Below are 17,871 nucleotides of genomic sequence, written 5' to 3' on the forward strand. Positions count from 1 at the left end.
TCATGACAACGTCCAACATCACCATCGACGAAGCAGGATCCGAAGAGCGTCCGCTCCTGGAAATCCGCGACCTCGCCATCTCCTTCCAGACTGCGAGCGGCGAATTCCAGGCCGTCAAGAACGCGCACCTGACCATCATGCCCGGCGAGACTGTCGCCATTGTTGGTGAGTCCGGTTCGGGAAAGTCGACGACGGCGCTTGCCGCCATTGGTCTCCTCCCGGAGAACGGCAGGGTTTCCGGCGGCCAGATCCTGCTCGACGGCGAGGACATCTCGCATGCTCCGGAACGGCGCATGATCGAGCTCCGCGGCAACACGATCGGCATGGTTCCGCAGGATCCGATGTCCAACCTCAACCCGGTCTGGAAGATCGGCTACCAGGTCCGCGAGACACTGCGCGCCAACGGCAAGCCCAGCGGTCCTGCCGACGTCGCCCGCGTCCTCGGGGAAGCCGGCCTGCCGGACTCCGCACGCCGCGCCAAGCAGTACCCGCACGAATTCTCCGGCGGCATGCGCCAGCGGGCCCTGATCGCCATCGGCCTGTCTTGCCAGCCGCGGCTCTTGATCGCCGACGAGCCGACGTCGGCCCTGGACGTCACGGTGCAGCGGCAGATCCTGGACCACCTCGAAACCATGACGGCGGAGCTCGGCACGGCGGTCCTGCTCATCACCCACGATCTTGGCCTGGCTGCCGAGCGTGCGGACAAAGTGGTGGTCATGTACCGCGGCAACGTGGTGGAGGCCGGACCTTCGCTCGAATTGCTCCGTAACCCTCAGCACCCGTACACCCAGCGGTTGGTCGCCTCGGCGCCATCCCTCGCTTCCCGGAGGATCCAGGCCGCCAAGGCTGAAGGAATCCAGACGGAAGAACTCCTGGCGCCCACTGAAGCTGTCGTCGAAAAGGCATTGGCCGACGACGTTCTGAAGGTCGAGAGCCTCAGCAAGGTCTTCAAGCTGCGCTCTGGAATCGGCAAGGCAACGGACTTCAAAGCGGTGGACAACGTCTCGTTCAACGTCAAACGCGGGACGACGACGGCGATCGTGGGGGAGTCGGGTTCCGGCAAGTCCACAGTGGCCCAGATGGTCCTCAACCTGCTCGCGCCGACGTCGGGGCGGATCGTGTTCGACGGTGTCGACACCTCGACCCTGAACAGCCGGGAGATCTTCAAGTTCCGGCGCCGCGTCCAGCCGATCTTCCAGGACCCGTACGGTTCGCTTGACCCGATGTACAACATCTTCAGGACCATCGAGGAACCGCTCCGGACCCACAAGATCGGTGACAAGGCCAGCCGCGAGAAGAAGGTCCGGGAACTACTGGACCAGGTGGCGCTGCCGCAGTCCACCATGCAGCGGTACCCGAACGAGCTCTCCGGCGGGCAGAGGCAGCGCGTCGCGATCGCGCGGGCCCTGGCCCTCGACCCCGAAGTGATCATCTGCGACGAGGCGGTTTCCGCCCTGGACGTTTTGGTGCAGGCCCAGGTGCTGAACCTCCTGGCCGACCTCCAGTCCAATCTTGGACTGACGTACTTGTTCATCACGCACGACCTCGCCGTCGTGCGGCAGATCGCCGACCATGTCTGCGTGATGCAGAAGGGCAAGCTCGTGGAAACGGGCAGCACTGATGACGTGTTCGATTCGCCGCAGCAGGACTACACCGAGGCCCTGCTTCACGCGATCCCGGGTGCCAGCCTGATGCTGCCGCCTGTGGTGGCTTGACGGGCTTGACGCCCGTCCGCTGAGTGCCAGCTTGGCGCGCAGAAGAGCCGGTACCACTTCCGTGGGGGGAAGTGGTCCCGGCTCTTTTGCTGTTTCCGGCTCGTCCGGGAGTTCGCTGCCGATTGTGATGAAGGGCACAATTCGGCGGCTAGAGGGTGATTTTTAGGCCAATAAATACCACAGCGCTTAGACTCTAGGAAGGTGCCCTGTGTCAAAGGGGCTAATCCGTCGTGCGTTCCGGTTGGAAATGTCGCGATACAACAGCTGACTTCACCACTGAATCGAGCCATTACGCATGTCTGAAACCACCACCAACACCGCCGCGGCCACTGCATCGCGCAGTGATCTGCGCAACGTCGCGATTGTGGCCCACGTTGACCACGGCAAGACCACCCTGGTCGACGCCATGCTCAAGCAGACCAACTCCTTCGCCGAGCACAACCACCTGGAAGACCGCGTCATGGACTCCGGTGACTTGGAGCGCGAAAAGGGCATCACCATCCTCGCCAAGAACACCACGGTTGCCTACAACGGCCCGTCGTCCAACGGCGAAACCATCACCATCAACGTGATCGACACCCCCGGCCACGCCGACTTCGGTGGCGAGGTGGAGCGAGGCCTGTCCATGGTTGACGGCGTGGTCCTCCTCGTCGACGCTTCCGAAGGTCCGCTGCCGCAGACCCGCTTCGTGCTCCGCAAGGCCCTTGCCGCACACCTGCCCGTCATCCTGCTGGTCAACAAGACCGACCGCCCTGACGCCCGCATCGAAGAAGTTGTCCACGAGTCCATGGACCTGCTCCTGGGCCTGGCCTCCGACCTCGCGGACGAAGTTCCGGACCTGGACCTGGACAAGATCCTGGAAGTTCCCGTGGTCTACGCCGCAGCCAAGGTAGGGCGTGCGTCCCTGGACCAGCCGGCTGATGGCTCGGCACCGGACAACGAAGATCTCGAACCTCTCTTCAAGACGATCATCGAGCACATCCCTGCGCCGACCTACAACCCGAACGGTGTCCTGCAGGCGCACGTCACCAACCTGGACGCTTCCCCGTTCCTCGGCCGCCTCGCCCTCCTGCGCATCTACAACGGCACCCTCCGCAAGGGCCAGACCGTCGCTTGGGCGCGCGCCAACGGCGAACTGAAGAACGTGAAGATCACCGAGCTCCTCGCCACCAAGGCCCTCGACCGAGTTCCGACCGACTCGGCCGGCCCGGGCGAGATCGTTGCTGTTGCCGGCATCGAGGAAATCACCATTGGTGAGACCCTGACCGACGCCGAGAACCCGCAGCCGCTGCCCCTCATCACGGTGGATGACCCCGCGATCTCCATGACCATCGGTATCAACACCTCGCCGCTGGCCGGCAAGGTCAAGGGCGCCAAGGTCACGGCCCGCCAGGTGAAGGACCGCCTGGACAAGGAACTGATCGGTAACGTCTCCATCAAGGTTCTGCCCACCGAGCGTCCGGATGCCTGGGAAGTCCAGGGCCGTGGCGAGCTCGCCCTGGCCATCCTCGTGGAGCAGATGCGACGCGAAGGCTTCGAACTGACGGTCGGCAAGCCGCAGGTTGTCACTCGGACCATCGACGGCAAGATCCACGAGCCGATGGAACACATGACCATCGACGTGCCCGAAGAATACCTCGGTGCGGTCACGCAGCTCATGGCCGCCCGCAAGGGCCGCATGACCAACATGGCCAACCACGGTACGGGCTGGTGCCGCATGGAATTCATCGTTCCGGCACGTGGCCTCATCGGCTTCCGCACCAAGTTCCTCACGGACACCCGTGGCGCCGGCATCGCTTCCTCGATCTCCGAAGGCTACGAGCCGTGGGCCGGCCCCATCGAATACCGCACCAACGGTTCGATGGTTGCCGACCGCGCCGGCGTCGTCACCCCCTTCGCCATGATCAACCTGCAGGAACGCGGCTCCTTCTTCGTGAAGCCCACGTCCGAGGTCTACGAAGGCATGATCGTCGGCGAGAACTCGCGCGCCGACGACATGGACGTCAACATCACGAAGGAAAAGAAGCTCACCAACATGCGTGCCGCTTCCTCCGACACCTTCGAGAACCTGACGCCGCCGCGCGACCTGACCCTCGAAGAGTCCCTCGAATTCGCTCGCGAAGACGAGTGCGTTGAGGTGACCCCGGAGTCCATCCGTATCCGCAAGCTGATCCTGGACGCCAACGAGCGCGCCAAGGCTACCCGCGCACGCGCCAAAGTCTGATCCTGCGCTGATCGCGTACTGACGCGCTGAACGGACAACGCATTGAATAAGGGAGCCACCGGAACAGCACGCGGCATTGCCGTGGCTGTTCCGGTGGCTCTTTTTGCTGCCCTTGCGGGCACCGCACTGCACCGGCAGGCGCTCCTCACTGCCGGCGTCGACGTCTATTGGGGCACCGCGGCGGCATTGCTCCTGCTCGCATCGCTCCAGCTCCTGCTGGGTGCGTGGTCGCGGTCTTTGATCCCGACGGCGGTACTGGGCATTGTTTGTTACGCCACCATAGGCCTGCTCTCGACGGGCGGAACGGGCAAGCAGCTGATCGTCGCGGATCTGGCCGGAAATGTCTGGATCTACGGGAGTGCGGGCATTACCTTCGTGATGCTCTTGTGGTGCCGGCGCTACGGGCGTCCACCGCGCGGCTAGCTAGTCTGCGCTCGGGTCCCGGTGGTGGGCGATCAAGAGCGAGGTGGCCTCGCCGTCGTCGTCTGCCGGAAGGCGCATATATTCTTCGACGACCGCCCGCAGCTTGCCCATCATTTCCTGCTGCCGTGCAGCATTGAACTTCACGCCAAGCCGCCAGACGTCGATGTCCTCGGGCGCGAGCCCGCGGGTTTCCTGGACGAATGTTTCGATCAGGACCGGGGAAATATCGTCGACGGGAGTGCTCCACGAGGTGCGGGTGGCGATGTATGGTACCTCCTTGGCGCCTCTCTTTCCCTTCCGGCCTTCCTGCGGCACGAGAAAACCGGTGCGCACCAGCGTCCTGACATGGTGCAGGCTCGACGCCGGGTTGATGCCCAACAGCCCGGCAATCTCTTTGTTGGTGCGCGCGTGGTGCAGGCAGAGCCGGAGAATCCTCAGGCGCAGGGGTGAGCTCAAGGCGCGGCCCTTGGCCACCAGGTCACTGTCCTCCCGCTCGTGTTCCGTCATGGTGGCCAGTGTAGCCATCCTTCAGTGATTGACATATACCAATCACTGAAGGGAAACTGGGCGGGTGAATGCCGGGACCACTGACAATGCTCAGCAGGTTGAGCCAACCCAGCAATCGGGCTCGCTGTGGCGGGACCGGAACTTCATCACCTTCTGGTCGGGCCAGGCCGTCAGCCAGCTCGGGGCGCAGCTGGGGCAATTGGCGTTTCCTGTCCTCGCGGTGACTTTGCTGGGCGCCAGCGAGTTCGAAGTCGGGGCACTCAATGCCGCAGGCCTTGCTGCCTTCCTGCTGATCGGTCTGCCGGCGGGAGCGTGGGTTGACCGCTGGCTCAAGCGCCGCACCATGATTGTGGCGGACCTGGTCCGGACCGCGGCGATGGCTACCGTGCCAATCCTCTGGTGGTCCGGCATCCTGCAGATCTGGCACCTTTACGCCGTGTCCGCCGTCGTCGGGGCCGCAACGGTCTTCTTCGACGTTTCCTATCAGAGCTACGTGCCTGTTCTCGTGGATGCGCCGAAAGTGCCGCAGGCCAACTCCAAGCTGGAAGCCACCTCCCAGATCGCTAGGATCGGGGGTCCTGCCGCGGGCGGTGGGTTGCTCACTGTTGTGTCGGCCCCGGTGCTTTTCGTCGGGGAAGCGATCGGGTACCTGCTGTCGGCCCTTTTCCTGCTCAGGACACGCGATGCGGAACGGCCCGTGCCGGTGAAGGATCGGCAGCCGCTGGCAAGCGAAATCAAGGAAGGCCTGGTCTTCGTGGTGAGGCATCCGTTGATCAGCAGGATTGTGGCGTGCACGGGCGGGGTCAACTTCTTCACCACGCTTGCCTTTACTCTGATGCCGGTGTTGGTGCTCCGTGAATTGCAACTCGGTCCAGAGGGCATGGGCCTCATCATGGCGGTCGGTGCGGTCGGCGGACTGATCGGAGCGATTGCCGCGCCCAGGTTCGCGGCCTGGATCGGCGAGGGGACTGTCATTCCCGTGGCGTCGATGATCAGCTCGCTTTTCCTCCTCCTGGTTCCGTTGTGCGTGCTCGCCCCGGAACGATGGATGTCCCTCGTGATGCTCATCGTCTCCGAGTTCGGGTTCGCTTTCGGAGTACTGGTGTACAACATCATGCAGTTGAGCATGAGGCAGCGCGTGTGTCCGCCCCGGCTCCTGGGGCGCATGAATGCGTCCATTCGCTTCGTGGTGTGGGGAGTCATGCCGATCGCAGCCCTTGCCTCGGGTCTCCTAGCCGAGAACTTTGGCCTCGTCCCGACACTCTGGATCGGCCTGGGCGGAAGCATTGTTTTTGTTGCGCCTGTGCTCTTCTCCCCGCTGTGGGGAATGCGCAGGCTACCGGACGGGTTGCACGGCGCCTGACCCTCCCTGGACATGAGGCGGCTACTCACCGGTTGCGCGCGCACCCCGGCGCGGCGGCGGAGGGGGGACCTCCTTTGCCGCCACTACAAGGGCCAGAGGGATCTCGACGTCGGACTGTCGGGTGCGGATGGTGCACGAACCGTCGCCGACGGAGAGCAGGTAGCCGAGGGCATCGGTGAAGCCGTCGTCCAAGCGGTATCGGACAACTACCCGTGTTCCGGATACGGTATTGAGCAGGAAATCCTGGGGTCGGGGCAGCTTCACCAGTTCATAGTAAGACGCCCGGCTAGGTTGCTGAGTTCCGGCTGGTGGATAATAGGCTCAGAATTCGATGTACCGGCCACAGGGCCGGTGGTAATACCCGGAAATTGTCCGGGACAACTGTGGAGAGGCAAGGGACGTGACCTACGTAATCGCGCAGCCGTGTGTGGACGTCAAGGACAAGGCATGTATTGAAGAATGCCCTGTTGACTGCATCTACGAAGGCGAACGTTCCCTTTATATCCACCCGGATGAGTGCGTGGACTGCGGAGCTTGCGAACCCGTGTGCCCGGTGGAAGCGATCTACTACGAGGACGACACCCCGGAGGAATGGGCCGACTACTACAAGGCCAACGTCGAGTTCTTCGATGACCTTGGTTCCCCGGGCGGAGCTGCCAAGATCGGCAACACCGGCAAGGACCACCCGTTCATCGCCGCGCTGCCTCCACAGAACCAAGACCACTAAGAACGGTTGCTTCCTTTGATTTCTGCGGCCCCCGCTTTCGGCCTCAACCTGCCCGACTACCCGTGGGAAGCTATGGCGCCGTACGTGGCCAAGGCTTCGGAACACCCGGGCGGGGCAGTCAACCTCTCCATCGGAACCCCTGTGGATCCTACGCCGCAGCTGATCCGTGAGGCGCTCGCCGGGGCAGCGGACGCCCACGGTTACCCAACGGTCCACGGCACGGAAGCTCTTCGCGAGGCCGTATCCAACTGGTTCGCCAGCCGCCGCGGGGTCCCGGGGATCGATCCAAGGGATGTCGTGCCGACGGTCGGCTCGAAGGAACTAGTGGCCTGGTTGCCGTTCCTGCTGGGACTGGGCACAGGGGACGTCGTGGTTCGCCCCACCGTGGCCTATCCGACCTACGACATCGGCGCCATGCTCGCCGGGGCAACTGCTATCGCCGCGGATAGCCTGGACGAACTGGATTCCGCAACCCGTTCCAGGGTCCGGCTCATCTGGATCAATTCGCCGGGCAACCCCACGGGAAGCGTCCGTGACGTCGAGTCCCTTAGGCAGATAGTGGCCCAGGCGCGCGAGATCGGCGCAGTCGTGGCGTCGGACGAATGCTACGCCGAACTCGGCTGGGGCGAATGGGATGCCCAGGGTGGCGGCGAGCCAGTGCCGAGCGTCCTTGACCCTCGTGTCACGGGAGGGTCCACGGATGGCTTGTTGTGCGTCTACTCCCTCAGCAAGCAGTCGAACCTCGCCGGCTACCGTGCTGCCTTCGTGGCGGGCGACTCGTCGATCGTTGCGAATCTGGTCAACAGCCGCAAGCACGCCGGCATGATCGTGCCCTACCCGGTCCAGGAGGCCATGCGGGTCGCGCTGGGCGATGCCGGCCATGTGCTCGCCCAGAAGGATCTCTACCGCGGCCGCCGTGAGCGCCTCCTGCCGGCACTGCAGAACTTCGGCCTGGAGATCCAGGAGTCCAAAGCAGGCCTGTACTTATGGTCTACCGCAGGGGAGGCGACGTGGGACACTGTCCAGCGTTTCGCTGACCTGGGGATCGTCGTCGGGCCCGGAGTGTTCTATGGAGACGCCGGCAATGGTTTCATCCGGGTGGCGCTTACGGGCACGGACGAACGCATCGATGCAGCCGTGGAACGCTTGAACACCGCTCGGTAACAATCCTGTGACTTGCCGCACAGGGTGCGTCATTCCGCCAGTAACCGTAGCTTGTGGATTAGTTTGTCCCGCTTACTGGCGGTAGCTTTTAACTGACTATCAATGGTGGCTTTCTCCACGAAGGCAGTTCGGCCGATGGTGTCTGCACCTGCAGACTCCTGGCTGGAGTCACCAGATGTTGGTTGGATCAAGCTTTCGACCGAGGCCAAGAGCCTCATGAAGGGGACTCCATGACTGAGACCACCAGTGCTACCCTGCGCCATGCCGGCGGAGAGCTCGAGCTCCCGCGGATAAAGGTTGTAGAAGGGAACGAAGGATACGACGTTTCCAAGCTGCTGAAGCAGACGGGCGCCGTCGCCTATGACCCCGGCTTCATGAACACCGCCGCCACCACATCGGCGATCACTTACATCGATGGCGACGCCGGTATCCTGCGGTACCGCGGCTACCCGATCGAGCAGCTTGCCCAGCACTCAAGCTTCCTGGAAGTTTCCTACCTGCTGATCTACGGCAACCTTCCCACGCCCACCGAGCTGGACGCGTTTGACCAGCGGATCCGCCACCACACGTTGCTCCACGAAGAGCTCAAGGGCTTCTTCGGCGGTTTCCCGCGCGACGCGCACCCGATGCCGGTGCTTTCCTCGGCTGTCTCCGCGCTGTCCACGTTCTACCAGGACTCCTTGGACCCCTTCAACCCGGAGCACGTGGAAGTTTCCACTATCCGCCTCATGGCGAAGCTCCCGGTCATCGCGGCCTACGCCCACAAGAAGTCCATCGGCCAGCCCATGCTGTACCCGGACAACTCCATGAACCTCGTGGAGAACTTCCTTCGCCTGAGCTTCGGCCTGCCGGCAGAGCAGTACGAGCTGGACCCTGTCGTCGTCAAGGCGTTGGACCTCCTGCTCATCCTGCACGCCGACCACGAGCAGAACTGCTCGACGTCGACCGTCCGCCTTGTGGGCTCCTCGAACGCGAACCTGTTCGCTTCCGTTTCCGCAGGCATCAACGCCCTCTTCGGTCCTGCCCACGGTGGCGCCAACGAAGCCGTGCTGAAGATGCTGCGCCAGATCCAGGCCGACGGCATCAAGCCCGAGGAATACATGGAGAAGGTCAAGAACAAGGAGGACGGCGTCCGCCTCATGGGCTTCGGGCACCGGGTCTACAAGAACTACGACCCCCGCGCGAAGATCATCAAGGCGACGGCACACGAGATCCTGGGCAAACTCGGCGGCAACGACGAGCTCCTGGACATCGCGATGCGCCTCGAAGAGAAGGCCCTGGCTGACGACTACTTCATCCAGCGCAAGCTCTACCCGAACGTCGACTTCTACACCGGTCTGATCTACAAGGCCATGGGTTTCCCCGAGAAGATGTTCACCGTGCTGTTTGCGATCGGCCGACTCCCCGGCTGGATCGCCCAGTGGCGCGAAATGATCAACGATCCCCAGACGAAGATCGGCCGCCCGCGGCAGCTCTACACAGGAGAGCCGGAGCGCGACTACCCGGCCGTCTAACCAACCAACGCGGGGTCACTTACGGTCCGTCCCAAGGGACATCATGGGCCGTAAGTGACCCCGCGTTGCTTTAAGAGCTGTAGCCGAGCGGGTTGTTTTTCTGCCAGCGCCAGTGGTCTTCACACATCTGGTCCACGGTCTTCGTGGTGGACCAGCTCAGGTCAGCCAGGGCGGAGGAGGCATCGGCCCAGAACGCGGGCAGGTCTCCGGCGCGGCGTCCCGTGATCTCGTATGGCAGCGGGTGGCCCACGGCTTGTTCGAAGGCGTGGAGCATCTCCAGCACGGACGTGCCCTTTCCGGAGCCAAGGTTCCAGCGGTGCACGCCGGGGCGCTCGGCAACGTAGTCCAGGGCGGCGACGTGGCCATCGGCGAGGTCGACGACGTGGATGTAGTCCCGCAGGCAGGTGCCGTCCGGGGTGTCGTAGTCTCCACCGAAGACCATGAGCTTTTCGCGGCGGCCGACGGCAACCTGGGCGATGTACGGAACCAGGTTGTTGGGGATGCCCTGTGGGTCCTCGCCGATCCTGCCGGAGGGGTGTGCGCCCACCGGGTTGAAGTAGCGCAACAAGGCGATGTGCCAGCGCTCGTCGGCGGCTCCCAGGTCCGTGAGGATGTCCTCGATCTGTTCCTTGGTGCGGCCGTAAGGGTTGTTCGCCCCGATCTCCATCTTCTCGATGTACGGGATGGGATTGTGCTCGCCGTATACCGTTGCGGAGGAACTGAAAACGATCGAGCGGACTCCGTGCTTGTCCATGGCCCGCAGCAGGTTCAACGTGCCCACGATGTTGTTGTAGTAGTAGTTCAAGGGTTCCTGGACGGATTCCCCAACCGCCTTGAGCCCGGCGAAATGGATGACTGCGTCGATGCTGTGCTGGTCGAACACGGCCTCGAGCGCGGCCTCGTCCACCAAGTCCACCTGATGGAACGCTGCGGTCTTTCCCGCCAATTCACCAACGCGGCGCAGGGATTCTTCGCTTGAATTCACGAGGTTGTCCACCACGACCACTTCGTGTCCGGTTTCCAACAGGGACAGGACGGTGTGCGATCCGATGTAGCCGGTGCCACCCGTGACAAGAATTCTCATGCAAGCAACGCTATCCGAACTTGGTCCCTGCCCGCTCAGTGTTGCGTACGCCACAGTCCCGTGGTTCCCGTGCGCCGGACGGAACGGTTCAAGCACGTTTGTGCTAAAAAGACATGTGCCCAAGATTGTTGATGCCGAAGCCCGGCGCCAGGAAGTGGTCGAAGCCGTCTTCAGGATCATCGCCTCGGATGGACTGGAACGCGCCTCCTTGCGGGAGGTGGCCGACGAAGCCGCTCTCGCCGTTGGCTCGGTCCGCCACTACTTTGCCAGTAGCGACGAACTGCTGGTCCATTCCTTTGCGGTGGTCATCGACAGGATCGCCGGGCGGCTTGAGGAAGCGTTCGCCACCGTCGAATCCTTGGATCCGGACTCTGCGGAACACCACGCAGCCGTGTTAACCCTGCTGGGCCAATTCCTGCCGCTCGACGAGGAACTGGCCGTTGACGCCTGCGTGTGGATGGCCTTCCGGCACGCGGCCCGGATCAGGCCCGTGCTCGAACAAGAAGCCGCACGCAGCCACCGGGCCGTGGCCGCCGTCGTCGGCCGCCTGGTGATGCGGCTGATGCCCGACGGCGGATCCGGCCAGGAGCGTCTGGTGACCGAAGCCGAGCGCCTCCTGGCGACCCTCGACGGGCTGTGCATGCATGCCCTCCTGCAGCCCGAGTGGATGACGGCCGAGGTCTGCCGCGACGTTCTGACCGCGCATCTGGATACTCTTGTTGCGCTCCCGTCCAGCCGTTAACGTCAAGGCTCATCGGGAATAGACTGGAACCCTGAGTGGGCACCTGCCAAGGGAGGCAATCGGATGCATGACACAGGCGGTCAGGGGTGGCGGATCACAATGGACACCTCCGGACCGATGCTCATTGCCTTGTATCTGAGAGACGTTGCTGGATTGGACGGAGCCGGTACGCCGACGTTGTCCCACGCCACACCCAAAGTCAGACAGGCGGACCACACGCACCTCACCGCCGAGGTAGGCGGGGTGCCGGCCCTCAAGACAGAGTGGGAGGCATGGTGGGAGCAGCTGTTGAGGGCATATCCGGATTCCGCTCCGGAGCTTTCACCCCCGGGATTCAATGCCTTCGGCAACTCGCCTGCCCTCCGGCGGGTACTCCAGGCCCACTTCGGGGCCGCCCTCACGTGGGCCCGTGAACGCCTCGAAGAGTACGAAAAACTGGAGGCTGAACGCGAAGCGAGCGGCGCCACGTTGCTTCTGGGGGACATGGTGGAGGACCGGCTATTGGAAGTCGGACGGAGCTCCCGGGACTTCCAGCTGAGCATCATCGAATTGCCCCTCAACGAGCCACGAGCCTGGTACCTCGAGCCGGACAAGATGATCATGAGCCACAGGCTCTTGTCCGAGCCGGAGATATTCCGCAGCTACGTCCAGCCGGTGGTTGAACTACTGGTCTGACGCACGCGGTATGCGGCCCGCAGGCTGACGCCGCAGGTCTGAACCCCAGCCAGGGACTACGTCTTCGGAGCCGAAACAGTAATGGTCACGGTTCCCGATGCCGCCGCTGAATCCTGCCAGCCCTTGTGGTCCTGCCGGTTCCAGGTGGCGCCGGCCACGTCGACCTGCGTCACGGAGAGGTCCTTGGCATTCGCCACGGCCCACTGGGCTACAGCCCACGCCTGCGCACCCGTCGTGTTCAACTGGACCGCGCGTCCCTGCGCCGCGGCCGGCAGGGACCCGAACGCCGTCGTCATGGCCGCTACAACGGCGTTCGGGTCACCGGCAGTGTCCGCGGCCCGGAGCGTGCACTCGAGTGCCCGTTCGGAATGTCCCGTCAGCGCCGAGGCATACGCCCGGCCCATGGGTTCCTGCTGCGCGTATGCCTGCGGGTATGCGGAATGCTGGACCGCTTGCGCCGCATCAGTGATCGCCATGGTTTCGTAGCCGGGTATTTTCACCAGGTGGTCATAGAAAGCGTTTGTCGCGTAGACGGGATCCATGACCTCGGCTTCGGTGCCCCAGCCCTGGGAGGGACGCTGCTGGAACAGTCCCCTCGAATCGGGGCCGACTTCGTCACCGTGGCCGATATTGCGAAGCTTGGATTCCTGCATGGCGGTGGCCACAGCGATCGTGGCCGCGCGCGGAGGCAGCCCCCGCTGTACCGCAATGGCGGTGATGAGGGCGGCGTTCGTGGCCTGGTCCGTCGCCAGCTCGTAGGAGTCGGAGCCGACGACGGCGACGCAGCGCTCCGTAACCAAGGTTTCGGAGCGCTGCAGTACAGTCACCACGGCGTAGATTGCGCCGCCCACCAAGGCAAGCGCCAGCAACAAGATGATGGTGCGTCGGAGACGGCGCATCCAGGTATCAGCTAGTTGGCGTGGAGGGCTTCGTTGAGTTCCACCGTCTGGCCCTTGCGGGGGAGGACCTCGACTTCACCAGTGGTGGAGTTGCGGCGGAACAGCAGGTTCGGCACGCCGGAGAGTTCAACAGCCTTGATGATGCTGCTGGTGTCCTCGCCGTTGTTGTCCTTCGGGCCCGGGATGCGCACGCGGGTTCCAGCCGTGACATAGAGACCTGCTTCAACCACGGAGTCGTCGCCGATGCTGATGCCCACGCCGGAGTTGGCGCCAAGGAGCACGCGCTCACCGAGGGCGATCTTTTCCTTGCCGCCACCGGAGAGGGTCCCCATGATGGAGGCGCCGCCACCGACGTCGGTGCCGTCACCGGCAACGACCCCGGCCGAGATGCGGCCTTCCACCATGGAGGTGCCGAGCGTGCCGGCGTTGAAGTTCACGAAGCCCTCGTGCATGACCGTGGTGCCTTCGGACAGGTAGGCGCCCAGGCGGACCCGGTCGGCGTCGGCGATCCTGACGCCGGTGGGGACGACGTAGTCCACCATGCGCGGGAACTTGTCCACTCCGTAGACCGTGACGGCGCCGCGCTTGCGCAGGCGGGCACGGGTCAATTCGAAGCCGTCCACTGCGGCGGGGCCGAAGTTCGTCCACACAACGTTGGGGAGCTTGCCGAAGATGCCGTCCAGGTTGATGCTGTTGGGCTTGACCAGCCGGTGCGAGAGCAAGTGCAGGCGCAGGTAGGCGTCCACGGTGTCCGCGGGGGCCTCGTCCAGGTTGATCTGGGCAAAGACCACCTTCTGCTCGGTCCGGCGGTCGGCGTCGTGGCTGTCTGCGGCGAGGGCGGTCAGCGACTCGTCGGCGTGCTCCACGGCCCGCAGGGATGCGGCCCTTTCGCCCAGCGCCGGCGCCGGAAACCATACGTCCAGCACTGTCGCTTCTCCGGCGTCGGAGGTGGCGATGGTGGCCAGGCCAAAGCCATAGGCGGAGCGATCGTTGTCAGAAGCGCTATCGAGAGCGGCAGAGGCAGCGGTTTCAGTCATGGCGCAAGTCTATCGAGAGCCACTGCTTCCCTTGAAACCGTGTGTGGACCGAGGGGTCGCAATTCGCTCGGGATACAGTGGAGAGGTGACCGTTGAAACTACTCCAATCCTTCTTGACATCAGGCAAGACGTTGCGCTGCTGACCGCCGCGCTGATGGACATCAACAGCGTGTCCGGCAACGAAGCCGCGCTTGCAGACGCCGTTGAATCCGCCCTTCGCACGATCCCGGGCCTGCACTTTGTGCGGGACGGGGACGCCATCATTGCCCGGACCGAGCTGGGACGCCCGGAGCGGGTGATCCTGGCCGGCCACCTCGACACCGTGCCGTTGCCCACTGGGGAAGGTTCACTCGGCACCGTGCCGTCCACATGGGAGTCCGGCGTCCCCGGGACGGGAAACCTCTTCGGACGCGGAGCCACGGACATGAAGGGTGGGGTCGCGGTTCAGCTTGCGCTCGCCGCGACAATGTTCGACGGCGGCGCCGAGCCGGGCAAAGACGTCACCTTCGTCTTCTACGACCACGAGGAAGTTGAAGCGGTCAAGAGCGGCCTCGGCCGATTGGTCCGGAACCATGGACATCTCCTGGAGGGGGACTTCGCGATCCTGCTCGAACCCACCGACGGTACGGTGGAAGGCGGGTGCAACGGCACGAGCCGCTTCGAGGCCACAACCACCGGTGAAGCGGCGCACTCCGCCCGGGCATGGATGGGCAGCAACGCCATTCACGCAGCCGCACCCATCCTGGGTCGCTTGGCAGCCTACGAACCGCGCACAGTCAACGTGGACGGGCTGGACTACAGGGAAAGCCTCAATGCCGTGAAGATCAACGGCGGCACCGCGGGCAACGTGATCCCGGACCGCTGCGTCGTGGAGATCAACTACCGCTTCGCGCCGGACAAGACCCCGGACCAGGCCGAAGCCCATGTCCGCGAACTGTTGGACGGCTTCGACGTCGTCCGCACCGATGCTGCCGCAGGAGCGCGGCCAGGCCTCAATCACCCGGCTGCGGCGTCCTTCGTTGCCGCCGTCGGTGCTGAGCCCAAACCCAAATACGGTTGGACCGACGTCGCGCGCTTCAGCGAGCTGGGTGTTCCCGCGGTCAACTTCGGGCCGGGCGATCCGCTTCTGGCGCACAAAGACAACGAACACGTCGACGCCGACGCCATCCGTGAGTGCCTCCGTGCGCTGCGGTCGTGGCTGGCTGACTAGGTGGAGTGACCTTATTTTTGCTTGAGAACATGGGTGTGGCCCGTGGGCTTGGTTCCAGAACCAAGCCCACGGGCCACACCCGCGTTTCCGGCGTTCTTGCGACTAGCCCTCGATTGCCACAATTTCCGACTTGACAACCTTTGCCACTTTGACGCTGCGGCGCATCCGGCTTTCAAGCCATTTGGCGATTCCAGCCAGAATCAGGCACATTCCGACGTACAGGACACCGGCGATGATCGCGGAAGGAATGATGGGCGAACCGTACTGGGCCTGGCTTCCGAAGTACTTCGCCTGGAAGAGGATCTCGTTGTAGGTCACGATGAAGCCCAACGCCGTGTCCTTGAGGATGACCACGAGCTGGGAAATGATCACCGGGAGCATCGAGCGGACCGCCTGCGGAAGCAGGATGTTCGTCATGACCGCACTCTTCGGCAAGCCGATCGCATAACCGGCCTCGCTCTGGCCACGGGGAAGCGATTCGATGCCGGCACGGAAGACTTCCGCGAGCACGGATCCGTTGTAGAGCACCAGGCCCGCAACGACTGCCGTGAAGGGCGTGATCCCCTGGACACCGAGCGGAGGAAGCCCGTAGTAGAAGATCATCATGAGGATCAGCAAAGGAATGGCACGGAAGAGTTCCGTGAATCCATAGCAGGGCAAGCTGATCCACTTACGGTCGGAGAGCCTGCCGAAGGCCAGGAAGACACCCAGCACCAGGCTGAACACGGCTGCCGTCGCAAAAGCTGAAAGCGTGGCACCCACCGATTGGACGATGGTCTGCTGGACCAGCGGGAACGTGAACAAGTGCCACTTCTTCTCATCGAACTGCCCGCTTTGGGCGAAGCGAAGGACGATGAATCCGACGATGGCGATAATGACCAGGGCAGTCACGACGCCGAGAATCCGGTAGCGCGCGCGGGCCTTCGGGCCCGCAGCGTCAAAAAGGACCGAGCTCATCGGGCCACCTTCCATTTCTTTTCAAGCTTCCGCTGGACAAAGGAAAGAATGAAAACGAGCAGAACGAAGATCAGTGCGATCCAGAGCAGCCCGGCCATGGCCGGCTCGCCGCGCTCGGAAAGATTCGATCTGATCGCTCCGGCTTCGGCGACCGAGAAGCCTGCAGCCACTGTGGTGTTCTTGAGCAATGCAATGAACACGCTGAACATGGGCGGGATGACAGCGCGGAATGCCTGGGGGAGGATCACCAGCGTCAGGGTTTGCGTGAACGGCAGCCCGATGGCCCGCGCGGCCTCGGCCTGACCGACAGGCACTGTGTTGATGCCGGAGCGCACGGCTTCCGCCACATAAGTAGCGGTGTACAGGCTGAGGCCGACGGTTGCGGCGGTCATGAAATCAATTTCCACGAGGCCGAGCTTCGGGTAGCCCAAAGCAAAAAAGAACAGGACCAACGTCAACGGGGTGTTGCGCACAACGTTGATATACAACGTCGCGGCGGCGCGCATCGCAGGGATCGGGGAGACACGGAGTGTCGCCACGATGGTGCCCAGGATCAGCGCAAAGATGCCGGCAACAACGAAAAGTATGAGGGTGTTCCGGAACCCTGTGATGAACAGGTCCGAATTATTCAGCAGCGTATTCACAGAATGGTCGCTTTCAGCCGATATCCGAGGGGGCGGCCAATGGCCGCCCCCTCAACATGGGTTTAGTAGTTGTCCACTGCGGGCTGGGTGACCTTGGTGCCGGACTGTCCCAGCGTGGAGTCGTAGATCTTCTGCCACACGGAGCCGCCGTCGGTGAACATCTTGTTCACGAACTTGCGGAAGGCGGTGTCGCCCTTCTTCAAGCCCACACCGTACTTCTCAGTGGTAAACGGCTGGCCGACCACCTTGAGGTTGTCGGTGTCCTGGGACGCGTAGCCGATCAGGATTGCCTGGTCGGTAGTCACTGCATCGACCTGGCCGCTCTTGAGGGCCTCGACACACTGTGAGTACGTGTCGAACTCAGTGGTCTTGGTGCCGGGGAAGTTTGCCTTGATGTTCTGGATGGGGGTTGAACCCGTGGCTGAACAGACGTTCTTCCCGCTCAGGTCCTTCTCGCTGTTGATGGTCTTGTTGTCCTTCTTGACCAGCAGGCCTTGACCCGTCACGAAGTAGGGGCCGGCGAAATCAATCAGCTGCTTGCGCTTGTCGGTAATGGAGTAGGTCCCGACGTAATAGTCGATGTCGCCATTGGTAATGGCAGACTCGCGGTTGGCCGAAGGAATGGGCTTGTACTCGATCTTGTCCTTGGAGTAACCGAGGGAAGCCGCAATCCATTGGGCAACCTGGATGTCGAAACCGCTGTACTCGCCGGTCGCGGCGTCCTTGAAGCCCAGGCCAGGCTGGTCCTGCTTGACGCCGATCCTGATCTTTCCATTCGATTTGATCGTGTCGAACGTGGGGCTGCCCGTAATGGACACGTTCTGGGCCACCGTGAACGGCGCCGACTCGGTGCTTGGCGCGGTTGTGGAACCCCCGCCGCCACCGCATGCGCTCAGCGAAAGGGCGAGCGCCGCGCTTGCAGCGACCAGGAGGGATTTCCTCCGGGTGATAAAAGTCTTCATAATATTCCTTTCATTGTGCGGCCA

At 63.3% G+C, this 17,871-nt stretch carries 18 protein-coding genes; 10 read left to right on the top strand and 8 right to left on the bottom strand.

Going from position 1 to position 17,871, the window contains the following annotated elements; translation table 11 throughout:
* Positions 1-2 precede the first annotated feature (2 nt).
* The 3 genes from ACSVHC_RS17320 to ACSVHC_RS17330 all read left to right on the top strand — a co-directional run bounded on the left by ACSVHC_RS17320 (position 3) and on the right by ACSVHC_RS17330 (position 4,362).
* Positions 3-1,715 (top strand): dipeptide ABC transporter ATP-binding protein, encoded by a 1,713-nt coding sequence (locus ACSVHC_RS17320; protein WP_437770927.1) that lies wholly within the window; start codon positions 3-5, stop codon positions 1,713-1,715.
* A 295-nt stretch (positions 1,716-2,010) separates the two neighbouring features.
* The gene (gene typA / locus ACSVHC_RS17325) at positions 2,011-3,939 is read left to right on the top strand and encodes a translational GTPase TypA (protein WP_284980702.1); all 1,929 of its coding nucleotides are present in this window, start codon (positions 2,011-2,013) and stop codon (positions 3,937-3,939) included.
* Between the two features lie 42 nt (positions 3,940-3,981).
* Entirely contained in the window at positions 3,982-4,362 is a 381-nt protein-coding gene (locus tag ACSVHC_RS17330) for a hypothetical protein (RefSeq protein ID WP_437770926.1), read from the top strand.
* On the opposite strand, the gene ACSVHC_RS17335 is transcribed toward ACSVHC_RS17330, so the two are convergent.
* The gene (locus ACSVHC_RS17335) at positions 4,363-4,869 is read right to left on the bottom strand and encodes an ArsR family transcriptional regulator (RefSeq protein ID WP_437770925.1); all 507 of its coding nucleotides are present in this window, start codon (positions 4,867-4,869) and stop codon (positions 4,363-4,365) included. It abuts the gene before it with no gap.
* 64 nt (positions 4,870-4,933) lie between these two features.
* Between ACSVHC_RS17335 and ACSVHC_RS17340 the strand changes: the two genes are divergently transcribed.
* Complete coding sequence (locus ACSVHC_RS17340; RefSeq protein ID WP_437770924.1) at positions 4,934-6,232, top strand: MFS transporter; 1,299 nt, start codon at positions 4,934-4,936, stop codon at positions 6,230-6,232.
* A gap of 21 nt (positions 6,233-6,253) precedes the next feature.
* On the opposite strand, the gene ACSVHC_RS17345 is transcribed toward ACSVHC_RS17340, so the two are convergent.
* Positions 6,254-6,496: a putative acetyltransferase gene (locus ACSVHC_RS17345; protein ID WP_437770923.1), complete on the bottom strand. Its 243-nt coding sequence runs from the start codon at positions 6,494-6,496 to the stop codon at positions 6,254-6,256.
* A 136-nt stretch (positions 6,497-6,632) separates the two neighbouring features.
* Between ACSVHC_RS17345 and fdxA the strand changes: the two genes are divergently transcribed.
* The 3 genes from fdxA (at position 6,633) to ACSVHC_RS17360 (ending at position 9,637) form a co-directional block, all read left to right on the top strand.
* Positions 6,633-6,959: a ferredoxin gene (fdxA, locus tag ACSVHC_RS17350; RefSeq protein ID WP_018776555.1), complete on the top strand. Its 327-nt coding sequence runs from the start codon at positions 6,633-6,635 to the stop codon at positions 6,957-6,959.
* Between the two features lie 15 nt (positions 6,960-6,974).
* Complete coding sequence (dapC, locus tag ACSVHC_RS17355; protein ID WP_437774071.1) at positions 6,975-8,123, top strand: succinyldiaminopimelate transaminase; 1,149 nt, start codon at positions 6,975-6,977, stop codon at positions 8,121-8,123.
* 230 nt (positions 8,124-8,353) lie between these two features.
* Positions 8,354-9,637 carry a citrate synthase gene (locus ACSVHC_RS17360; protein WP_059387479.1) on the top strand — a complete coding sequence of 428 codons (1,284 nt, stop codon included), beginning with the start codon at positions 8,354-8,356 and terminating at the stop codon, positions 9,635-9,637.
* 70 nt (positions 9,638-9,707) lie between these two features.
* Here ACSVHC_RS17360 and galE read toward each other — a convergent pair whose 3' ends face one another.
* Entirely contained in the window at positions 9,708-10,721 is a 1,014-nt protein-coding gene (galE, locus tag ACSVHC_RS17365) for a UDP-glucose 4-epimerase GalE (protein ID WP_236812050.1), read from the bottom strand.
* 115 nt (positions 10,722-10,836) lie between these two features.
* On the opposite strand from galE, the gene ACSVHC_RS17370 reads away from it, so the two are divergent.
* Together ACSVHC_RS17370 and ACSVHC_RS17375 are read left to right on the top strand one after the other, a co-directional pair.
* Positions 10,837-11,463 carry a TetR/AcrR family transcriptional regulator gene (locus ACSVHC_RS17370; protein ID WP_437770922.1) on the top strand — a complete coding sequence of 209 codons (627 nt, stop codon included), beginning with the start codon at positions 10,837-10,839 and terminating at the stop codon, positions 11,461-11,463.
* A gap of 63 nt (positions 11,464-11,526) precedes the next feature.
* A complete protein-coding gene (locus ACSVHC_RS17375) occupies positions 11,527-12,138 on the top strand; it encodes a hypothetical protein (protein WP_437770921.1) in 612 nt (203 codons plus the stop codon).
* A gap of 56 nt (positions 12,139-12,194) precedes the next feature.
* Here the strand turns inward: ACSVHC_RS17375 and ACSVHC_RS17380 are convergent, their stop codons facing one another.
* Both ACSVHC_RS17380 and dapD read right to left on the bottom strand, forming a co-directional pair.
* A complete protein-coding gene (locus ACSVHC_RS17380; RefSeq protein WP_437770920.1) occupies positions 12,195-13,037 on the bottom strand; it encodes a transglycosylase SLT domain-containing protein in 843 nt (280 codons plus the stop codon).
* A gap of 11 nt (positions 13,038-13,048) precedes the next feature.
* The gene (gene dapD, locus ACSVHC_RS17385) at positions 13,049-14,074 is read right to left on the bottom strand and encodes a 2,3,4,5-tetrahydropyridine-2,6-dicarboxylate N-succinyltransferase (RefSeq protein WP_437770919.1); all 1,026 of its coding nucleotides are present in this window, start codon (positions 14,072-14,074) and stop codon (positions 13,049-13,051) included.
* Positions 14,075-14,159: 85 nt separating this feature from the next.
* On the opposite strand from dapD, the gene dapE reads away from it, so the two are divergent.
* Complete coding sequence (gene dapE / locus ACSVHC_RS17390; protein WP_437770918.1) at positions 14,160-15,284, top strand: succinyl-diaminopimelate desuccinylase; 1,125 nt, start codon at positions 14,160-14,162, stop codon at positions 15,282-15,284.
* Positions 15,285-15,386: 102 nt separating this feature from the next.
* On the opposite strand, the gene ACSVHC_RS17395 is transcribed toward dapE, so the two are convergent.
* The 3 genes from ACSVHC_RS17395 to ACSVHC_RS17405 form a co-directional block, all read right to left on the bottom strand.
* The gene (locus tag ACSVHC_RS17395; protein ID WP_437770917.1) at positions 15,387-16,241 is read right to left on the bottom strand and encodes an amino acid ABC transporter permease; all 855 of its coding nucleotides are present in this window, start codon (positions 16,239-16,241) and stop codon (positions 15,387-15,389) included.
* Positions 16,238-16,885 carry an amino acid ABC transporter permease gene (locus ACSVHC_RS17400; protein WP_437770916.1) on the bottom strand — a complete coding sequence of 216 codons (648 nt, stop codon included), beginning with the start codon at positions 16,883-16,885 and terminating at the stop codon, positions 16,238-16,240. The genes ACSVHC_RS17395 and ACSVHC_RS17400 overlap by 4 nt, the downstream gene beginning before the upstream one ends.
* A 62-nt stretch (positions 16,886-16,947) precedes the next feature.
* Positions 16,948-17,847 (bottom strand): glutamate ABC transporter substrate-binding protein, encoded by a 900-nt coding sequence (locus ACSVHC_RS17405; RefSeq protein WP_437770915.1) that lies wholly within the window; start codon positions 17,845-17,847, stop codon positions 16,948-16,950.
* Positions 17,848-17,871 lie beyond the last annotated feature (24 nt).

This window comes from Arthrobacter sp. KNU-44 (assembly GCF_051843155.1).
Classification (GTDB): domain Bacteria; phylum Actinomycetota; class Actinomycetes; order Actinomycetales; family Micrococcaceae; genus Arthrobacter.

What these genes read in the sequence shown, in the direction of transcription:
- ACSVHC_RS17335 (WP_437770925.1), bottom strand. Translation starts at nt 4,869, where the DNA reads ATGACGGAACACGAGCGGGAGGACAGTGACCTGGTGGCCAAGGGCCGC.
- ACSVHC_RS17405 (WP_437770915.1), bottom strand. Translation starts at nt 17,847, where the DNA reads ATGAAGACTTTTATCACCCGGAGGAAATCCCTCCTGGTCGCTGCAAGC.
- ACSVHC_RS17395 (WP_437770917.1), bottom strand. Translation starts at nt 16,241, where the DNA reads ATGAGCTCGGTCCTTTTTGACGCTGCGGGCCCGAAGGCCCGCGCGCGC.
- galE (WP_236812050.1), bottom strand. Translation starts at nt 10,721, where the DNA reads ATGAGAATTCTTGTCACGGGTGGCACCGGCTACATCGGATCGCACACC.
- ACSVHC_RS17375 (WP_437770921.1), top strand. Translation starts at nt 11,527, where the DNA reads ATGCATGACACAGGCGGTCAGGGGTGGCGGATCACAATGGACACCTCC.
- dapD (WP_437770919.1), bottom strand. Translation starts at nt 14,074, where the DNA reads ATGACTGAAACCGCTGCCTCTGCCGCTCTCGATAGCGCTTCTGACAAC.
- typA (WP_284980702.1), top strand. Translation starts at nt 2,011, where the DNA reads ATGTCTGAAACCACCACCAACACCGCCGCGGCCACTGCATCGCGCAGT.
- ACSVHC_RS17320 (WP_437770927.1), top strand. Translation starts at nt 3, where the DNA reads ATGACAACGTCCAACATCACCATCGACGAAGCAGGATCCGAAGAGCGT.
- ACSVHC_RS17360 (WP_059387479.1), top strand. Translation starts at nt 8,354, where the DNA reads ATGACTGAGACCACCAGTGCTACCCTGCGCCATGCCGGCGGAGAGCTC.
- ACSVHC_RS17380 (WP_437770920.1), bottom strand. Translation starts at nt 13,037, where the DNA reads ATGCGCCGTCTCCGACGCACCATCATCTTGTTGCTGGCGCTTGCCTTG.